This is a genomic window from Exiguobacterium sp. s57 (assembly GCF_018617685.1).
Classification (GTDB): Bacteria; Bacillota; Bacilli; order Exiguobacteriales; family Exiguobacteriaceae; genus Exiguobacterium; species Exiguobacterium marinum.
On sequence record NZ_JACSKR010000004.1, the window covers coordinates 40,118 to 58,567 of the forward strand.

17 protein-coding genes and 1 pseudogene are annotated in these 18,450 nt (G+C 48.5%); 14 read left to right on the forward strand and 4 right to left on the reverse strand.

The window, feature by feature from the left end:
• Nucleotides 1-251 precede the first annotated feature (251 nt).
• From KNO98_RS10400 to KNO98_RS10415, 4 genes are read left to right on the forward strand one after another with little or no spacing between them, the layout of a single operon-like run.
• A complete protein-coding gene (locus tag KNO98_RS10400) occupies nucleotides 252-497 on the forward strand; it encodes an acyl carrier protein (protein ID WP_214700785.1) in 246 nt (81 codons plus the stop codon).
• Nucleotides 494-1,900 (forward strand): AMP-binding protein, encoded by a 1,407-nt coding sequence (locus KNO98_RS10405; RefSeq protein WP_214700786.1) that lies wholly within the window; start codon nucleotides 494-496, stop codon nucleotides 1,898-1,900. Before KNO98_RS10400 ends, KNO98_RS10405 begins: the two co-directional genes overlap by 4 nt.
• A 49-nt stretch (nucleotides 1,901-1,949) precedes the next feature.
• Nucleotides 1,950-3,401, forward strand: a complete 1,452-nt coding sequence (locus KNO98_RS10410) for an MBOAT family O-acyltransferase (RefSeq protein ID WP_214700787.1) — start codon at nucleotides 1,950-1,952, stop codon at nucleotides 3,399-3,401.
• 21 nt (nucleotides 3,402-3,422) lie between these two features.
• On the forward strand, nucleotides 3,423-4,337 hold the full coding sequence (locus KNO98_RS10415; protein ID WP_214700788.1) for a hypothetical protein: 915 nt from the start codon (nucleotides 3,423-3,425) through the stop codon (nucleotides 4,335-4,337).
• A gap of 8 nt (nucleotides 4,338-4,345) precedes the next feature.
• Here the strand turns inward: KNO98_RS10415 and KNO98_RS10420 are convergent, their stop codons facing one another.
• Nucleotides 4,346-4,603 carry a hypothetical protein gene (locus tag KNO98_RS10420; protein ID WP_214700789.1) on the reverse strand — a complete coding sequence of 86 codons (258 nt, stop codon included), beginning with the start codon at nucleotides 4,601-4,603 and terminating at the stop codon, nucleotides 4,346-4,348.
• 72 nt (nucleotides 4,604-4,675) lie between these two features.
• On the opposite strand from KNO98_RS10420, the gene KNO98_RS10425 reads away from it, so the two are divergent.
• The 3 genes from KNO98_RS10425 (at nucleotide 4,676) to KNO98_RS10435 (ending at nucleotide 7,010) form a co-directional block, all read left to right on the forward strand.
• Nucleotides 4,676-5,152 carry a peptide-methionine (S)-S-oxide reductase gene (locus KNO98_RS10425; RefSeq protein ID WP_214700990.1) on the forward strand — a complete coding sequence of 159 codons (477 nt, stop codon included), beginning with the start codon at nucleotides 4,676-4,678 and terminating at the stop codon, nucleotides 5,150-5,152.
• A 236-nt stretch (nucleotides 5,153-5,388) separates the two neighbouring features.
• A complete protein-coding gene (locus KNO98_RS10430; protein WP_026824708.1) occupies nucleotides 5,389-6,582 on the forward strand; it encodes a DUF4317 domain-containing protein in 1,194 nt (397 codons plus the stop codon).
• A gap of 14 nt (nucleotides 6,583-6,596) precedes the next feature.
• On the forward strand, nucleotides 6,597-7,010 hold the full coding sequence (locus KNO98_RS10435) for a hypothetical protein (RefSeq protein WP_214700790.1): 414 nt from the start codon (nucleotides 6,597-6,599) through the stop codon (nucleotides 7,008-7,010).
• A 201-nt stretch (nucleotides 7,011-7,211) separates the two neighbouring features.
• On the opposite strand, the gene KNO98_RS10440 is transcribed toward KNO98_RS10435, so the two are convergent.
• Both KNO98_RS10440 and KNO98_RS10445 read right to left on the reverse strand, forming a co-directional pair.
• The gene (locus KNO98_RS10440) at nucleotides 7,212-8,657 is read right to left on the reverse strand and encodes a DEAD/DEAH box helicase (RefSeq protein WP_214700792.1); all 1,446 of its coding nucleotides are present in this window, start codon (nucleotides 8,655-8,657) and stop codon (nucleotides 7,212-7,214) included.
• A 109-nt stretch (nucleotides 8,658-8,766) separates the two neighbouring features.
• Nucleotides 8,767-9,138: a hypothetical protein gene (locus KNO98_RS10445; protein ID WP_214700793.1), complete on the reverse strand. Its 372-nt coding sequence runs from the start codon at nucleotides 9,136-9,138 to the stop codon at nucleotides 8,767-8,769.
• A gap of 120 nt (nucleotides 9,139-9,258) precedes the next feature.
• On the opposite strand from KNO98_RS10445, the gene KNO98_RS10450 reads away from it, so the two are divergent.
• From KNO98_RS10450 to KNO98_RS10475, 7 genes and pseudogenes are all read left to right on the forward strand, one after another.
• The gene (locus tag KNO98_RS10450) at nucleotides 9,259-10,332 is read left to right on the forward strand and encodes an alpha/beta hydrolase (protein ID WP_214700794.1); all 1,074 of its coding nucleotides are present in this window, start codon (nucleotides 9,259-9,261) and stop codon (nucleotides 10,330-10,332) included.
• The gene (locus tag KNO98_RS10455) at nucleotides 10,329-13,100 is read left to right on the forward strand and encodes a glycoside hydrolase family 3 protein (RefSeq protein WP_214700795.1); all 2,772 of its coding nucleotides are present in this window, start codon (nucleotides 10,329-10,331) and stop codon (nucleotides 13,098-13,100) included. The genes KNO98_RS10450 and KNO98_RS10455 overlap by 4 nt, the downstream gene beginning before the upstream one ends.
• 245 nt (nucleotides 13,101-13,345) lie before the next feature.
• Complete coding sequence (locus tag KNO98_RS10460; protein WP_214700796.1) at nucleotides 13,346-13,612, forward strand: CD3324 family protein; 267 nt, start codon at nucleotides 13,346-13,348, stop codon at nucleotides 13,610-13,612.
• Nucleotides 13,613-13,733: 121 nt separating this feature from the next.
• The gene (locus tag KNO98_RS10465) at nucleotides 13,734-14,384 is read left to right on the forward strand and encodes a FusB/FusC family EF-G-binding protein (RefSeq protein ID WP_214700797.1); all 651 of its coding nucleotides are present in this window, start codon (nucleotides 13,734-13,736) and stop codon (nucleotides 14,382-14,384) included.
• A 125-nt stretch (nucleotides 14,385-14,509) separates the two neighbouring features.
• Nucleotides 14,510-14,650, forward strand: a pseudogene (locus KNO98_RS14715) (nucleosidase); the annotation flags it as partial.
• Between the two features lie 97 nt (nucleotides 14,651-14,747).
• Nucleotides 14,748-15,242 carry an LURP-one-related/scramblase family protein gene (locus KNO98_RS10470; RefSeq protein ID WP_214700798.1) on the forward strand — a complete coding sequence of 165 codons (495 nt, stop codon included), beginning with the start codon at nucleotides 14,748-14,750 and terminating at the stop codon, nucleotides 15,240-15,242.
• A 13-nt stretch (nucleotides 15,243-15,255) separates the two neighbouring features.
• A complete protein-coding gene (locus KNO98_RS10475) occupies nucleotides 15,256-15,798 on the forward strand; it encodes an NUDIX hydrolase (protein WP_214700800.1) in 543 nt (180 codons plus the stop codon).
• Between the two features lie 124 nt (nucleotides 15,799-15,922).
• Here KNO98_RS10475 and mprF read toward each other — a convergent pair whose 3' ends face one another.
• Nucleotides 15,923-18,418, reverse strand: a complete 2,496-nt coding sequence (gene mprF / locus KNO98_RS10480) for a bifunctional lysylphosphatidylglycerol flippase/synthetase MprF (RefSeq protein ID WP_214700802.1) — start codon at nucleotides 18,416-18,418, stop codon at nucleotides 15,923-15,925.
• Between the last annotated feature and the right edge of the window lie 32 nt (nucleotides 18,419-18,450).

Below are 18,450 nucleotides of genomic sequence, written 5' to 3' on the forward strand. Positions count from 1 at the left end.
GAGGCAGTCGGAATACGAGGCAGAACCACTCGACTTACAACTTGAATATGTTTTATCATCTCCTGAGACCGCATCGTAACGATGGGGTCTTTTTCATGCACAAAATCGCTCAACTCCAAGCTTTTCCTCATATGAAGAATTGACCGATTTCGAAAAATTGTGATAGAATCACAAGGCAAATGATTATCATTATCAGTCAATAATAATAGATGAATTCAAACAGTTGGAGTGAACGTGAAAGGATGAATACAATGAGCACGCTTGAAGCATATAACATGGCATTTAAAAACGGATTGGAATTAGAGGACGATGTAGTTCTCGAAGAGATGAAGCTTGGGGAATCGACGGAGTGGGATTCGATTGGACATATGACCCTCATCGCCGAAATCGAGGATGCGTTTGACGTCTATATCGACTCGGATGAAATGACAGAGTTCCATTCGTACAAGTCTGGTATCGCGTTGTTGCAGCGTCTCGGTGTGGACATCCAATCATGACGCTTTTTCAAATACTCGAGCGGTACACCGATCGTGAGGCGGTCTATGCGGACCGCTCTTATTCATACATAGAGATGCTCGAAGTCGGGGATTCGATTTGTGAGGAAGTCGGCGAACGGTCGCTCGTCTTCTGTTTATGTGCGAACAGGGTCGAGTCGCTCTTCGGATATATCGGCTTTCTCCGTGGACGGGTCGTCCCGGTCTTGCTCGATGCAGATATTCCAGTAGACCAATTACAGAAGTTGATGGAACGTTATGAGCCGACCCACGTCTGGGCTCCTGAATCGAGAGAGGACCTGGCACATTCGTTAGAGTCTTTCTATCGATACGGTGACTATGTTCTGTTCGAAACAGGGACAGCCGTTCACCATCAACTCCACGAAGAATTGGCCCTTCTGTTGACGACCTCGGGTAGTACCGGGAGTCCGAAACTTGTACGCCTCACGTATAACAATCTATCAGCTAACGCCACATCGATCATCGACTATCTCGACATCGATCAAACGGATAAACCAATCACGACGCTGCCGATGAACTATTCGTATGGACTCTCCATCATCAACAGTCATCTGTTGAAAGGGGCGACCCTCATCCTGACAGACCGCTCCATCGTTCAAAAGGAGTTTTGGGAGTTGTGTCGTGCCGAGCAGGCGACGACGTTTGGTGGGGTACCGTTTCATTATGAGATGTTGGAACGATTGAAGTTTGAGACGTACGACCTCCCAAGTCTGAAGAAGTTGACGCAAGCGGGTGGCAAGTTGGACCCGAAGCTTGCGCAGCACTTCGCAACGGTATGTGAAGAGAAAGGGATTCAATTTTTCATCATGTACGGTCAGACGGAGGCGACGGCCCGGATGTCGTATTTACCGGATCGGATGCATGCGGAAAAAGCCGGTAGCATCGGAATTGCCATCCCTGGTGGAACGCTCACGCTGCGAGATGAGGCCGGAAATGACATCAATGAGGCGAACGTGACGGGCGAACTAGTATATCAAGGTGACAACGTATCGTTCGGCTACGCGACCTCGTTAGCGGATCTTGCGAAAGGTGACGACAATCAAGGTGTGTTGCGTACAGGTGATATGGCGTATCAGGATGAGGAGGGTTACTTCTTCATCGTCGGTCGTATCAAACGCATGATTAAACTACATGGGAGTCGAATCAGCCTAGACGAAGTCGAGGCGCTTCTTCGAGAGCATGGACATGATTGCGTCTGTGCCGGGGAAGACGACCAGCTATACGTGTATACGTTACAAGATGACGTCGCACGCATTCAAAAAATCATCAAAGAACAAATCAAGGTGAAAGGTGTTCGGGTGATGCAGATTGACGAGATTCCGCGTAATGCGTTCGGAAAGGTTCGTTATGCCGCGTTACCGAAGCGAGAACTTGTGACCACCTGATTGTCAGGAATCGGTACATCATCAAGTTTCATAGCATCAGGTGGTAAATATGACTTTTATTTCGATTGAATTCCTCTTATTTTTAACACTCATCGTTGGAACGTACTATATGGTTCCACATCGATACCGTTGGGTGCTCCTTTTGTTGGCGAGCTATGTCTTTTACGCCACGTTGAGCGTTCAATTCATCCCGCTACTGTTGATCAGTACGGCCTTCACGTACGTCATCGGGATTTTGATTGAGAAGCAGGAAAAGAAAGGGCAGAAGAAACGACTCATGTGGGTCGGTGTCTCGGTTCTCGTATTCTTCCTCGGCTGGTTCAAATATTTTAATTTCGTCAATGACTCGCTCCGTTCGTTCGCCGCATGGAGCGGATTCGATTATGACGTCCCGTATAAAGAGGTCGTCTTACCATTGGCGATTTCCTTTTATACGTTCCAGGCCATCAGTTACGTCGTGGACGTCTCGCGAGGGAAGCAAAAAGCAGAGCGTCATTACGGCTATTTCTCGGTCTATTTTGCCTTCTTCCCGCAACTCGTGGCGGGTCCGATTGAGAGGGCGAAAAAGCTGCTTCCGCAACTGAAGACGGAGCAACATCTCGACTACGACAATATCAGCTATGGGATTCAGCGCATCATTTGGGGATTCTTCAAGAAGACGTTGATCGCTGACCGATTGGCCCCGATTGTCGCAAGTGTGTTCAATAGCCCGGACCCGACTGGTTCGGAGATTGTGCTCGCGACGATGTTGTTCTCGATTCAACTGTTCGCCGACTTCTCGGCATGCAGTGACATCGCCATCGGCTGTGCACGCTTACTCGGGATTCGCTTATCGGAAAACTTCAAGCAGCCACACTTCGCCGTATCGATCGCCGACTTCTGGAACCGCTGGCATATCACGCTTTCGATGTGGCTACGGGATTATATCTTCATGCCACTCGCGAAAGGAAAGAAGAAACGCGAACAGATTTATGGTGCCATCCTTGCGACGTTTTTAGTTAGTGGGATTTGGCACGGAGCCGCATGGAACTTTTTAATCTGGGGACTCATTCATGGAATCTATCGCGTCTTCGGAGACCATACGAAACAGCAACGTGAAAAAATGGCGTCATGGGTCGGATTTGACCGCGTGCCGGCACTGCATCGGTGGTGGAAAATCGCCATCACGTTCCAGCTCGTCTGTTTCTCACGTGTCTTCTTTCAGTCGCACTCGATGGCAGAAGCGTTCTCGCATGCCAAACTGTACGTGACGCCTTCTTCATGGGCACCGTCAGGCATGATTCAGGCGATTCAAATGTTCTCGTTACTCGATTTGATCATCTTCCTCGTCGTCTTTGTCGTCGTTCACCTGTTCCAACATATCGAACGGACGAAAGGTTCGACTTGGGATTGGATGGCACGTCAGTCTGCCGTGACGAGCGTGGCCATCAACTTGTTCTTGATTGTCTCAGCCTTCTTGTTTGGTGTGTCGAGTCAAGGATTTGTATACGGTGGGTTTTAAGATGCACGGAAAGGAATTAGCATGAAGCGTTTAGGAATTAAAATCGTCGTTGTGTTACTCGTCATGATCGCCATCTTCATTCCCGTTAACGAGTTTGTGAAAGATTCGTGGGAATATAATAACAATCGGGCAGTCCTTGCCTTCAAGGAAGACCCTCATCCTGTCGACATCATCAATTTGGGGACGTCCCATGCGATGTACGGGTATTATTTTAAGCCGACCGGATTGTCGCATCTGGATTTGGCGTTACCGAGTCAGCCGATCGAATATGACTTGAAGATGTTGAAAGAATACGATGAACATTTAAAACCAGGTGGGGTCGTGATCGTGTCGTTATCACAAATCACGTTCAGCAATTCGAACGTCGGGCGAAAGGCCAATTACTATCACGTCTTGGACCGTAAAGACATCGAGCCGGTCAGCCTGTTTCAATATTATACGCACGAACGCTTCCCTGCATTGAACAGTGGGAGCGCCTACGCCGCCATTTCCCGGGAAATCCGAGATTTTCGTTTCGATGCGCATAAGCCATGGGAGAATGGGGGACTGAACTATTCCGAGCGTAAGTATGAAGAAGTCGCTGCTCAATACGAGAATGCTGTGAACAATCACGAGATTGAAGAGAATATGGCACATTTACGAGACATCATCGATTACTGCAAGAAGCAAGGCTATCGCGTTGTCTTGGCGATGGAGCCGGTCCATGCCTCATATCATACGTATTTTGATGAAGACGTCATGGAACGCCTCGTGTTTCAGCATTTAGAGAAGCTGGATTTAGATGTTCCGTTCCTCAATTATATGGGGGACGAACGATTCATTCACAAACAATCCTTCTTCCATAACCCGGACCATTTGAACGGTGATGGGCGGACGCTGTTGTCTTCACTCGTTTATGAAGATTTGAAGCGGTTGGGGTATGTTCAAGGAAAATGATGTGATATTCAATCAAAAAGAATGCCTGCGAACGTCCATAATATCACCAGCATCGACAGGAACGAGACGAATACCGTCTGATTCGATACCCGTTGCTCCGCAAAGCGTCGAAATAATGGGATGGATATCGCTTGACCGATAACGACAGATAAAAAGATGATCACCATTTCGGTGAATAGAGAAAAGTCGTTAAGGGCAGTAAATGTAACTGCTGAAAAGATGATAATAGAACTGACTAGTGTGATGAAGAAACGTTGTTTATTCAATCAAATCTCTCCCTTCTCTCATCATTACGTGTATGCTGAAGAAAAGATTCAAAGAGATGGGGAGTGATTCGAATCGAAACAATCTATTTAGCGGGTGGATGCCTATGGGGCGTTCAAGAATTTGTGAGGACATTACCTGGCGTCCTTTCAACTGAAGCGGGACGTGCGAACGGAACGACGGACACGTTGGACGGGGAATATGACGGATACGCGGAGTGCGTCAAAACGACGTTCGATCCGGACGTGGTGACGGTCAATGATTTGATGGGCTATTTATTTGAAATCATCGACCCATACAGCATCAATCAACAAGGGATTGATGTCGGAGAGAAGTATCGAACGGGCGTCTACAGTGAGGAGTCACGACATGTGATGGAGGCGCAAGCGTTTATTGAGCAACGATCGGATGCGGAACGGATTGCTGTTGAAGTGAAGCCGCTCACGAACTATGTGCGAAGTGCGGACGAACATCAGGACCGTCTGACACGTTGCCCGGACGATTATTGTCACATCCCGAAAGACGTGTTAATAAAATATCAGACCATATAGCCATTGAAAGCGTCTCTTCTGAGATGCTTTTTTAGATGAAAAAGTAAAAGAAGGAGTCTTTCACTCGAATTGAACTGAACCCAGAAAGGGGCACATTTATAAAAATTGCCCCATTCGTGAATATTCATGAGCATCTGAGTGACTGTTCAGCCTCCTATTATTTCTTTGGAACTAGTAACCAATCAGGACTGGTATAATGGGTGACATGGATGGAGAGAAAAGAAGAGGTGGATGGAATGAACAAGAAAGAGATTGCGGCGATTCGCCGACAGTTTAAAGTAAATGCGACCAAACTCAAGATTGCTGATCTATATACGATTTACATCCGACAGGAAACGAATGAGATTTACTACGAAGAGTTGCGTCCGTTCCCGTTCTTAGAAGAAGAACAGCAGGAACTGTTTTTGACGAACTTTAAAAAAGTGCTCGGCGGGAAGCTAGATGAAAAGTTGTTCGAAGTGAAGTTCCAATATCCGGAGGAAGGTCAAGTCGACCATACGCAAGGGTTGCTCTATGAAGGACTTCGTACGGAAGAGACCGACGTCTGGACGGACTATATGCAGCGCGTCGCGTTGAAGATGGTGAAAGACACGCCGTTTGAGAAAGATATGGTCGTGACGTTCATTCGGGGGAATTACAATAAGCCGACGAACCGATATTCTGAAGAGTCTGAGATTCACGCGAACGATGAAGTGTATACGACGAAGTTCATCCTCGGTAGCATCAGTCCGACAGAACTTCCGAAAAAATCACTCGTCTTCGACTTCGTCGAGCGGGAATTCAAAGCCAGTCTGATTGTGAATCCGATCATCAAACTCGAGGCGCCAATCGGTGGATTCTTATTCCCGTGTTTCACGGATAACGCGGCCGATGTGAACCATGTGCTTTACTCGGCGCATAAAGCGCATCAACCGGATATGACGTTCATCGAGAACGTGTTGAACGGTTCGGAAATCGTCACGGCAGTGGAAGAGAAGGCGGTCTTCGAAGAAGTGGTTAAAGCTGTCATCGGGGAAGAAGTCAATTCTCGGACACTCGCGACCGTTTACGATGAGATCAATCAAATCATTGTCGCCGAAGAAGAGAACGAACAGGAAGAAGAGAGGGTAGCGATGCTCGACTCCCGTGCGGTCGAGGTCGTCTTACGGGCGAGCGGTGTGGAAGATGTGACGACGGAGAAGGTCGAGCAGGCGTTCAAGCAAGTCGTCGACGACACGAAATATGAGATGAAAGCGACGAGTGTCGTTCCGAAGTATACGTCAAAATCAATCAAGATCAATACAAAGGTCGCCAATATCTCGGTCAGTCCTCAAGATTTGAAATACGTGAAGCAAGTGAATTATAAAGGAAAACCATGTCTCTTAATCGAAGTAGAAGAGGAGACAGAAATCGAAGGATTCAAGCTCATCTCTGAAGAGTCACTAGACTGATTGGGGGAAAATCGATGCATCCGATCGAGTTGATTGAATATGTTGCATTTTTCATCCTGGTTGCCATCCCACTATTACTTGCGCTAGCATTGCGTGGAAAATGGAGACTCGGTATGGTTGGCGTTGCATTGCTGATTGTTATGACGTACGGTACGTTCTATTTTTCACGCCCTGTTCTTATAGCGGAGCGGGTCGCAGAAGACAAGCACCTCGTTGACATGTATCTCGCTGAGCAGTATCCGGACGAAACATACAGCATAAGAACAATCCCGTTTCGCGCGGATGGTTTCGAACACACGAATCCGTATACGATCTACGTCACATTTACAAATGAACCGAACGCAGAATACTACTATCGCGTCGATGAAAAGAATGACGTGTCGATCTCGGGATTCACAGGGAACGTTCAAGATTTTCGATTCAAGTGAAGGGTCCAAGGCTTAAACCTTGGGCTCTTTTTTGACAATCAAGTGAGGAAGGTTGAATTCAATCTTTGATACAGGTATGATGCAGATGAAAACGTTTTCTAAAAACTATATTTTTTTACCGTTTATCGAAAGCGCTTTCGATGTTTGTCGAATAACGAAAAAGCCTCAAAGACGAACATCATCTTTGAGGCTGGGTATGCATTATTTATGAGCTTTGCTTACTTTAAGTTTCTTCCCTTTGATCGGCGTCGTTTCCATCGCCTGAAGGACGATCGAACCTTTTCCGTTGAGGATATCGACGTACGTCATCTGGTCGTTGATCGTGATGATTCCGATGTCGTCAGCGGATACTCCAGGGATTTTTGCAATCGTTCCAACGAAGTCGACGGCACGAAGTTTTTTCTTCTTCCCGCCACTGAAATGGAGCTTCATGATGTCTTGATTGATGCGAGCCGTCTTGTTGTTGCGAACGACGCGTCGTCCGCTCAACTTTTGCTCAAAGGCATCTTGGTTAGCCGCTACTTCCGCTTCTGTCGGAGCATCGATCATCGGAATTTCGAATTGAACGTAAGATTCGATGGCTCCGATGAGGCGCTCTTCCTGACGGGTCATGAGTGTGATGGCCGTCCCTTGTTTGCCGGCACGTCCGGTACGACCCGTACGGTGCACGTAACTTTCTTTTTCGACAGGAACATCATAGTTGATGACGAGTTCGACGTTGTCGACATCGATTCCACGTGCTGCGACGTCTGTCGCCACGAGGTAGCGGAAGTTACCCATCTTGAATCCGTTCATGACGGCGAAACGGTCTTCTTGTTCGAGTCCACCGTGGAGTCGTTCAGCCGAATAGCCGGCTTTGTCGAGCTCGGCGTACACCGTGTCGACGTTCTCTTTCGTCCGGCAGAAAATCATACAGCTGTCCGGGTTCTCGACGACCGTGATGTCTTGCAGCACAGCCAACTTCTCGTTCCGGTGAACCGGGAGGAGACGGTGCTCGATTGTCGAGGCGGTCATGCCTGTAGACTCAATCGAGACACGTGCTGGAGCATTCATGTGCTTCTGGCAGAGACGTTCGATGTCTTGTGGGAATGTTGCTGAGAAGACCATCGTGACGCGGTCTTTCGGCAACTGTTGAAGAATCTTCTCAACGTCGGCGAGGAAGCCGCGATTGAGCATCTCATCCGCTTCATCGATGATCAAGTATTCGATGCGGTCGAGTGAGAGGGTCTCGCGCTCGATGTGGTCCATGACGCGACCTGGCGTACCGACGACGATATGTGTCTTTTGTTTCAACTCTTCACGCTGTTTCGAGAACGGTTCTTTCCCGTAGACGGCAGTCGCTTTGATTCGTTTGAAACGTCCGATGTTCGTCATATCTTCTCGGACTTGAACGGCGAGTTCGCGTGTCGGTGTCAAGACGAGCACTTGGGGTTTATTTTCGGCCCAGTCGATGAGCTCGATGACCGGAATCCCGAAAGCAGCTGTCTTTCCGCTTCCCGTCTGTGCTTTGACGATTAAGTCTTCGCGCTCGAGCGCACGGGGGATGACCTGCTGTTGTACTTCGGTAGGTGATTCGTATTTCATAATGCCTAACGCACGAGTGATCTCGTCGCTCAGGCGATAATCAGTAAATTGCTGTTTGTTCATGGGTAACCTCATTCTTTCGTGAAAACTTCTGCTTCAGAAAATTTCAATGTCTATTTGCAATACAGTCCATTATAGACCGAAAGTTGGTAGGAAAGCGAATGACAATCCATTATCCGAAGTCAGGCAGCGTCGGATCGGGTTGAATTGCATAAAAAATAAATTGATCATGAACATCTTCTAACTGGTCAATCAACTCTTCATTTTGTTGTCGATATGCGTCTAATAATTGAGGGCATATGTAGTGGATGGTTCCATCTTCTCGAGCCAGACTAGCGGTCTCTTCGGCATCATACTGTAAAACGAACGGTTGTTGGCATGCTGTGCAACAACCAATCTCCATCTTGTTAAAACCGATTTTCGCTCCTTCGATGAAACAAGAATCACAATAATGTTTGATTGGATCACCAAAGTGACCGAGTTCATCTGTATGGATGACGTCATGTTCGTTCAATGATTTGTTGCAGCTAACGCAGTTGTACATCAATAACACTCCTTTAGTGATCTGTTCCAACAACGTATCATGCGATGAGTCGATGTACAACTTTACCCATGAACAATATTTTTACAGGCTAAAGAATATCGAAAGAAAGGGGCTTACATAATGGAATCCGATTATGAACATCTCGTCCAACACCTTCAACAAGACCAATATCGAACATACGCGAACCACCTCGAAACCGTCATCAAACCTATTCCAGATTCAGACCGTACTGGAGACCTCGACCCACGCGTGTTCGCGACACTGGCCATGGATCATTCAGATGATGAACCGGACGTGGCGTTCAATCTCGAGGCAGCACGCGCCGGCATGGGCTGGCCAAATCAGGATCAGACAACGATTGAGATCGCAACGGAATCTCTACTCATTCCAAGTGAGGACGGCGACATCCGGGCCCGTCTGTATCGTCCGCATCATACCGAAGCAATCCCGGCCATTCTCTTCTTCCACGGCGGTGGATTCTTCGGGGGGACGCTTGAGACGATCGAGAATCCATGTAAGCTACTCGCGGAACGGGCGAATGCGGTTGTCATCGCTGTTGATTATCGTCTCGCCCCGGAGCATGCGTTCCCGGCCGGATTGAATGACTGTTACCGCGCCTTTGAATGGGTGTATGAAAATACGACTGAGTTGAACATCCATCGCGACCGAATCGGCGTCGCCGGTGACAGTGCCGGTGGCAACTTGGCGACCGCTTGCTGTCTGATGGACCAAGAACGAGGGGAACATCGAATCAGTTATCAAGCACTCGTCTATCCCGTCGTCAATCTAGGATCGATTCCGACAGATGATTTTGAATGGACACTCGATGCGTACGCCATCTCATACCATCACGATTTGATTCGTGGTGTCGTGCTTGCGCTTGCGGATCCAGATTCGCTACTAAATGACCTCTATCTTCAAGGGAAGACGGATCTCAAACATCCCCTCGTATCGCCGTTGTTCGCAGACGATGTCTCGGGTCTACCACCTACCCTGATTGTGACAGCCGAGTACGATTATTTACGACTTGAAGGAGAGGCCTATGCACGGAAACTGTCAGGAGCAGGTATTCCGACACGGCTCATTCAATATCGAGGGATGGACCATGCTTTCATCGATAAGTTGGGAGACTATCCACAAGCAGAAGATTGTATGTATGAAATCGCAAAAGGACTAAAGGAGCTGACGAAATGAAACAGTATACATTAGATTGGACACGTTATGAGGAATTGGCCCGTCAAGCGGTCGCGGAAGGCGTCGTGTTAGTCAAAAACGAACAGAAGACCCTCCCGTTACAACCTGAAACAAAGCTCGCCGTATTTGGTCGTAGCCAGTTCCATTACTATAAGAGCGGTACCGGATCAGGCGGGATGGTGAACGTCGGACACGTCACGACACCGCTCGAGGCAATACGTGAGCGTACGGACATTCACATCAATGAATCGCTTTATGCGACGTATGAAGAGTGGGTGGCGGAGAATCCGTTTGACCAAGGTGTCGGTTGGGCGGGTGAGCCGTGGTCGCAACAGGAAATGGACGTAACGGACGAACTCGTCGATCAAGCCGCGCAAGAGTCAGATGTCGCGCTCATCATGATTGGACGCACGGCAGGGGAAGACCGTGACAACACGGCCGACCCGGGTAGCTACTTGTTGACGGATATCGAACACGCGATGATCGAGTGCGTCACGAAACGCTTCCAAAAGACAGTCGTCGTCCTAAACGTCGGAAACATCATCGACATGAAATGGGCGGAGCAACCGAGTGCCATCCTCTATGCTTGGCAAGGCGGGATGGAAGGTGGAAAAGGACTTGTCGACGTTCTCGTCGGAGACGTGACTCCTTCCGGGAAACTGACAGATACGATCGCTCGTTCGATCGAGGATTATCCGTCGACAAAGAACTTTGGTCACGCGGACAAAGGAATTTATCAAGAAGACATCTATGTCGGCTATCGCTATTTCGAGACGTTCGCGAAGGATGATGTCTTGTACCCATTCGGGTTCGGACTGTCTTACACGACGTTCAAAACGGAGGTCACGCAGACGGCAGAAGTCGATGGCGTCCTAACGGTTGACGTGGAAGTGACGAACACGGGTGACTGTGACGGGAAAGAGGTCGTTCAGCTCTATGTCGAGAAGCCACAGGCGAAGCTCGGGAACCCACTCCGGTCAATGGTCGCGTTCGAGAAGACGTTGCTTCTTGAGCCAGGTGAGCGACAGACACTTTCTTTCACCGTCCACATGATTGACTTTGCGAGTTATGACGACTCTGGCGTGACGGGTCATGAATCGAGCTTCGTTTTAGAGGCGGGGACGTATCGGTTATATGTCGGAACAGACGTGCGTTCGGCTGCACTCGCTTTTGAGGTCGAGCAGCGTGAGCAACGTGTCCTTGAGACGTTGAGCGAGAATATGGCACCTGTCCTCCCGTTCGAACGGATGAAACCGATTCAAGGCGAACGAGGGTTTGAAGTGAGCTATGAGTCGACACCGCTTCGCGCCGTTGACGTCGAGACACGTTATTTGGAAGAACGCCCTGAGACGCGAGCGTTCACGGGTGACCAAGGCATCAAATTGAGTGATGTGCACGGGAAGGCGTCGCTCGACGCATTTCTAGATCAATTGACGGATGAGGACTTGGCTTGTATCGTCCGCGGACAAGGGATGAACTCACCACGCGTCACACCGGGAACGGCCGCTGCGTTTGGTGGGGTGTCCGACCGATTGAACGAGCTTGAGATTCCAGCGGCCTGTTGTGCCGATGGTCCATCAGGGATTCGCATGGATATCGGGATGAAGGCGTTCGCGCTTCCGAACGGCACACTCTTGGCGTCCACGTTCAACGTCGATCTCGTCGAAGACTTGTTTGAGATGACAGGACTCGAGATGCGGAAAAATCGCGTCGATACGTTGCTTGGACCAGGGATGAACATTCACCGAAATCCGTTGAACGGACGTAACTTCGAGTACTTCTCGGAAGACCCACATGTGACTGGGAAGATGGCAATCGCCCAACTAAATGGGATGCATCGTGTCGGCGTGACGGGCACCCTCAAACACTTCAGCGCCAACAACCAAGAGGCACATCGTCACGATATCGATTCGGTCGTCTCGGAGCGGGCATTACGCGAGATTTATTTGAAAGGCTTCGAGATGGCGGTGAAAGAAGGACGTGCAACGTCAATCATGACGACTTATGGCGCGGTCAACGGAATCTGGACGGCTGGACTGTATGACCAAAACACGCGTATCTTACGTGACGAGTGGGGCTTTGAAGGGATTGTCATGACGGACTGGTGGGCAAAAGTGAACTTCCGTGAGGATGAGTCGGCCAACCGTAAAAACACGGCAGCGATGGTTCGCTCACAAAACGACTTGTACATGGTCGTCGACCGTCCAGACCTCAACTCATTCGAGGACAACACGATGGTATCGCTCGAAGAAGGCGCGGTGACACGAGGCGAGTTGTTGCGGAGTGCGCACAACATTTGTTCATTCATCTTGAAATCACCGGCGATGGAGCGTCTGCTTGGGATTCATGATGGTTCGGTCGAGGTGCTCGGCTTTGAAGACGAAACGAATCAACAGGATGCATTTGAGTTGGACTATCAACATCTCGAAAACGGGGAACACGTCGATTTGTCAGGAATCGATACCTCGACAGGGAACACGCACGTCTTCGCTATCTCGGTCGACCAGACCGGAACGTATGACATCACGTTGACTGCCCGTTCGAATGCGGGAGAATTGGCACAGATGCCAGTGACGTTGTTCGCGAACAATATCCCGGGTGCGACGTTTACGTTTAACGGGACGGACGGAGAATGGGTGACGCAGACGAAGCAGGTCTTCTTCTTGAACCAGCATAACTACCTCCAACTCTATTTCGCGTTAAGCGGTCTAGAAGTGAAAGACGTGTCCTTCACGCTCGCGGATGAATTCAGTATGAAGAACGGCTGAGCCGCCCTTTTGCCGATTCATTGAATTCGGTATAATCGAAAGAACGACACATCGCAAAGGAGGCGCATACCCGTGGAAAATCGGCTTCGATTTTCTAGGTCTTCACGCACTCATGCAAAGCCATTTGGACGAAAGGCGATCACTTGCATGGGGCGAAACGAATACCTTGATCGCTTGATTTAACGTAACCCACTTGGCTTTGCTCCCTTATCGAATTGGATTCATTCAATAAGGAGCGAGGTATGATGAAGTACGTCAATGCGCAACACATTCTGCCAGAACGATTGTTGCAAGAGGTGCAACAATACGTACAAGGTGAAACGTTATATGTGCCGACCCCGACCGACACGAAACGGAAGTGGGGAACGGTCAACGGAGGGAAACAATTACTTGAGAAACGAAACGAAGCCATACGCGCAGCGTTTCGGAACGGAGAGCGAATCGAAAGTCTGGCCATATCCTATCATTTGGCGACGCACACGATTCGAAAGATTATATACTGCTCGACATGAAGGAGGTACGACTAGTTCGCTAGTCGTACCTTTTTAGGTCGACTATGTTTCTTAATCAAAGTGTACACAGTAAGGAAGCGTCGTCTCCTGTAAACTGAGGATTGAGGAAGGGGGCGACAAGATGTCAGATCCATTTATTCAAAACGAACAATATAATCTCATCAAAGAACAAGTGAGGCTCGTCAAAGAGAGTCGAATGCAAAGCTTGCCGCCTTCTGTTTTGCGGGCAGTCATCGACTTGGCACAGTCGAAAGTGATTTATGCATTCCCTGAGGCAACGACTGAACAATTGAAGCTTTTACAGTTCTCGACGTTACAGACGAACGAAGCGTTCGAAGAGTACATGCAACAATTACAAGAATGGGTTCAACCATTTCCCGTCGTATCTGCCGAGCAGCTGAAGGGTTTGTTCCCGAAACAGAAGAAGCTTCGCTTACCGGAGCTAGCCGATGTTGATTTTGGACGACTCACTTATTTGAGTTGGAACGATGGACGTTCCAAGCAAAAGTTGATGATTTGTCAACATGAAGGTCGATTGATTGGCATCGTATGTAAACCGAGCACGAATACGAAGAAAAACATATGTGCCTTCTGTAATCAGTTCACGGACGTGACGTACTGCGTTACGATCACGAAAGCGAAACAAGCGAAAAATCCGGACTATTACAAAGCCATCGGCACATACATATGTGTAGACAGTAAGACGTGCAACGAACATATCACGAGCCGAGAGGCTTTGCATACTTTTGTTCATAAAGCGTTACAGGCCTGACGAGGGAGTCAGGCTTTTTATTTTTCATAAAATACTGTACAACCTTTCCGATATCCCTTTAGATAGAATCCAAGAAGTTTCAATCTAGAAAGAAGGGAATGAATGAAACACGCAGTCATTTATGATATGGATTGGATTGTTGGATCACAGAAACATATAGCATTCAACAAATCGAAACGTTGGATAAGGGCGATTTAGTATCAGAAATCGTGAAGAAGTATGAACTGCCGGATGGCTTCGTGGTAGGTGACCGATTATCGGAAGTTCTCGAAACTGTATCAAAAGAAACTGTTTCGTGATAAGTGAATCGATTTCAAGGTTGGACTCGTACGTAAAGGACTACATAAAATCGGAGGGATCATCATGCACACGCTTTACATGAAACAAAAAGTGTTCAGTTTACGCGGACGCTTCACCATCAAGGATGCTGACGGACATGATCAATACTTTATCGAAGGTAGCTTTATGAAGTTTCCGAAATCGTTTGAGATTAAAGACGTGAATGGCCATACGGTCACGACGATTACGAAAAAGACGTTCAGTTTTTTGCCAAAGTTTTTCGTAGAAGTGGACGACACAGATATGATGACTATCTCGAAAGAATTTTCATTCTTCAAACCGAAATATTCAATCGATGCGGCCGGGATCGATGTCCAAGGAGATTGGTGGGACATGGATTTTGATGTGACGAAGAACGGACATTCTATCGGAAGTGTTCAAAAGAAATGGTTCACGTGGGGAGACAGTTACGAGATTCGTGTCGAAGAACCAGAGATGGAGCACCTTCTCATCTCCATCGTCGTAGCCATCGATTGTGCGAAAGCCGATCAAGCAGCAGCATCTAGCGCCGCAACATAAAGGGGAGGATCTAATGGAATTTTGGGACGTCTATACGGTGAACCGAGAAAAAACCGGTCGCACGTGGCAACGGGGAAGTCGATTGCCAGAAGGTGAGTATCATCTTGTCATTCACGTGTGTATCTTTAACCAGAAGGGCGAGATGTTGATTCAACAGCGCCAACCGTTCAAGGAAGGTTGGGCAAACATGTGGGATATCACGGTCGGAGGAAGTGCCACGGTAGGGGATACGAGTCAGCAAGCCGCCATGCGGGAACTCGAAGAGGAGATTGGGCTCAAGCTTGATCTATCTCAGACACGACCGCATCTGACCGTCAATTTTGATGAAGGGTTTGACGACATTTATCTGGTCGAAATGGAAGTGGATTTGAATGAGCTGACGCTACAGGAATCTGAAGTGCAAGCCGTGAAATGGGCGGATGAAGCGGCGATTCTGCAGATGATTCAACAGCAAGAATTCATACCGTATCACACACCGATGATACCGTTACTTTTTGCCATGCGAGGGCAATGGGGAGGAATCAATCATAAAGCTGCGGTGAAAGTAGATTCGTGAATAACATGAGATCTGATTCGTATTGAAGAATCAGATCTCTTTTCTTTGAGTTGATTTTGAATCAAATAGACCTCTAGTTTTACATGTACTTTTTTGAAAATGAGTCGATGAGCGGTATCTCTCGTTATGATTTTTTCCGACTAATCAATCGCGCCGTTCGTAAAATCGAGGGCAACAACTTCCGACGTTGACGAAATGCGAGATAGCGACCTTCCCACGACGGTTTGAACTTCTGTTTGAACTGTCGCAAGCCACTGAACGGATAGATGTAGCTGATATTTTCAAAAATATCGGCGGCGACGCGCTCTGGCCAGTGCGAGAACGTCTGCCCCCCGACGGCCGCAAGTGGTGCCACGCCGAGTCCGACATGATTATATCCTTCTTCGCGAGCCCATTCGATGATGTGAAGAATCAATACTTCGATTGCTCCAGATGGCGCATCATTTTTCGAACGCATCAAATCGATTGAGATGGCTCCGTCTCCTCGGAGTAACGAAATGAAAGCTACGACGACACCGTCCGCATCTCGTAATAAGGCAATCGGATAACGGGTCAACGTTTCATAGTCGAAGAATCCGAGGGAGAAGCCTTTCTCATTTCGATTTCCAATCCATTCGTCTGAGATGTCTTTTAACTCTTGTAAGAGAAGGAGGCTCGGTTCACAGACGATGTCAAACGTGATGCCCTTCTTCTCAAACTGATTGTAGAGAGAGCGCATATTTGCACGCTTCTTCCCGGATAAGGAGAAGGTCGAGACGTCAATCGTCGCCTCTTCCCCTAGTTTGAAGAACGTGAAGCCGGCATCATGAAGGCGCGGCATCCAATTTGGTGTAATTTGATAAAATAAAGGGATATACCCGATCCGATCTGCATCTTCAATGAATTGCGTCAAAAGAGAAGTTGCAGCCTGCTTCTCGCCTTGAATGTCACCAAGAACAATCGCATGGTTCCGCGCTGTCGCAAACAACAGACACGCATCTCCGGCCTCGTTCATGTAAAAGCGCTTATCTGCCATATGGGCCAAGTCGAAGCCACTTGATGTTTGTTGCGCCGCTTGAAACTGTCTGATTCGATGTTCATCGTATGCCTCTCCAAGCGCCGGGCGTTTCCAACGGTCGAATAAGAGCAGAAGCGCACTTGCTACGATCGAAGTCAATAACAAGACGAACGTCGTCAACCAACCGGCTTGATGAGATGTGAAGAATAAGTCATCCGTACCCGCGAACGACTGTAACAAGAGGGCGTGGGTGCCGACATAGAGCAGGACGTAGATCAAGCTTCGAATGAGACGTCCTGTCGTTAAAATCGAGCGGTATCGGACGTGTCGTTTACGTGTCAACCAGACGAACATCGCAAACCCGATGACGACGAAGGTCTCAAACAGGTTTAAACCACGAGCGATGACCCCGATGGTCGCCAAGATGAAGGCAGTGTTGAGTAACCAGAGCGTTCGTTTTGTCCGCACATACATGCCATAGACGGACAAAAACATGAGAAGTCCGGCACTCAACAAGAAAAAAGTTCCGATCCATTCAAACCAGCCATTCACTTCATAGAGCGGCGTCACGCTCGGGAGAAGCGTCTGGAACCAAATCAACAGACTGCTCATGAGTGCGATGAGACTTCCGGTCAATCGTCCAATCTTCGCAAGCGTCCGCGAAATGACGCGCCACACGACGGTCCCAATCTCATACGAGGACCCGATGATTGGCCGATACTCGATTTGTTTGACGACCTGGTCCCCAAACGCGATAGCCGCAAGAAAGAGTCCGATTAAAAATGGGACGACAAAATAAACGAATCGATAGATGATTAGTGAAGACAGAACGATGTCTTGATGAATCCCAAGTTGAGTCATCCCAACGAGATACAGTAAGTCAAATGTTCCGGCACCCCCAGGGACGAGGGAGACGACACCGACGACCGTCGCGACGATGAATACTGCGAAGAGTTGCACGAATGAGTCCGACCCGTCTAGTAACGTCAAAGCATAAATGGCGACGAATCCAGCGGTGACCCATTCTGCGAGCGAGGTCATCGTATACCCGAGCAGAGTGGACCATCCGACGTTTGATCGGCGTGATGTGACGAACAAATAAAACGGGAGCATCGCACTCACGGCGAGTAACACTGGCCAAATCCACGGTTTCGTACCGACGAGCCCACCGGCCGGAAAGATCCCGAGGAGCACACCGATGGAAAGAATGGACAGACCGCTGATAAGTGTCGGGGTCATCCATCCGATGGCACGGAGCAAGCGTTTCGTATCCGTATAGGGACGATAGAGCGAGGTGCGAAGCGCGATCCCAATCACGCCGCCGAAGCCGAGCATCCCGTTCATCGAGTTCGTGATCCATGCCGTTTGAACGATTTTTCGTTTCGGTAGCTCGATATGTAAAGAGCGTAGCAAGAAATAGTCATAGCCCGTCATGGTCAAGACAGCGAATCCACCGAGTAGGATGAGTGTGAACTGTTCCCAACCGGTCAGTTGTTTCAGTGTCGTGAAGGCGGTCGCGAGCGAGAGGTCTTTCAACTCTTGTCCGCTCTGAATCAAGATCAAACCGATTAATGCTATAGGGATGAGCCATTTTAATTGTTTCCATGAAAAACGAGTGCGCATGAGGTTTTCTCCTTATCTGTCATATGACTGAC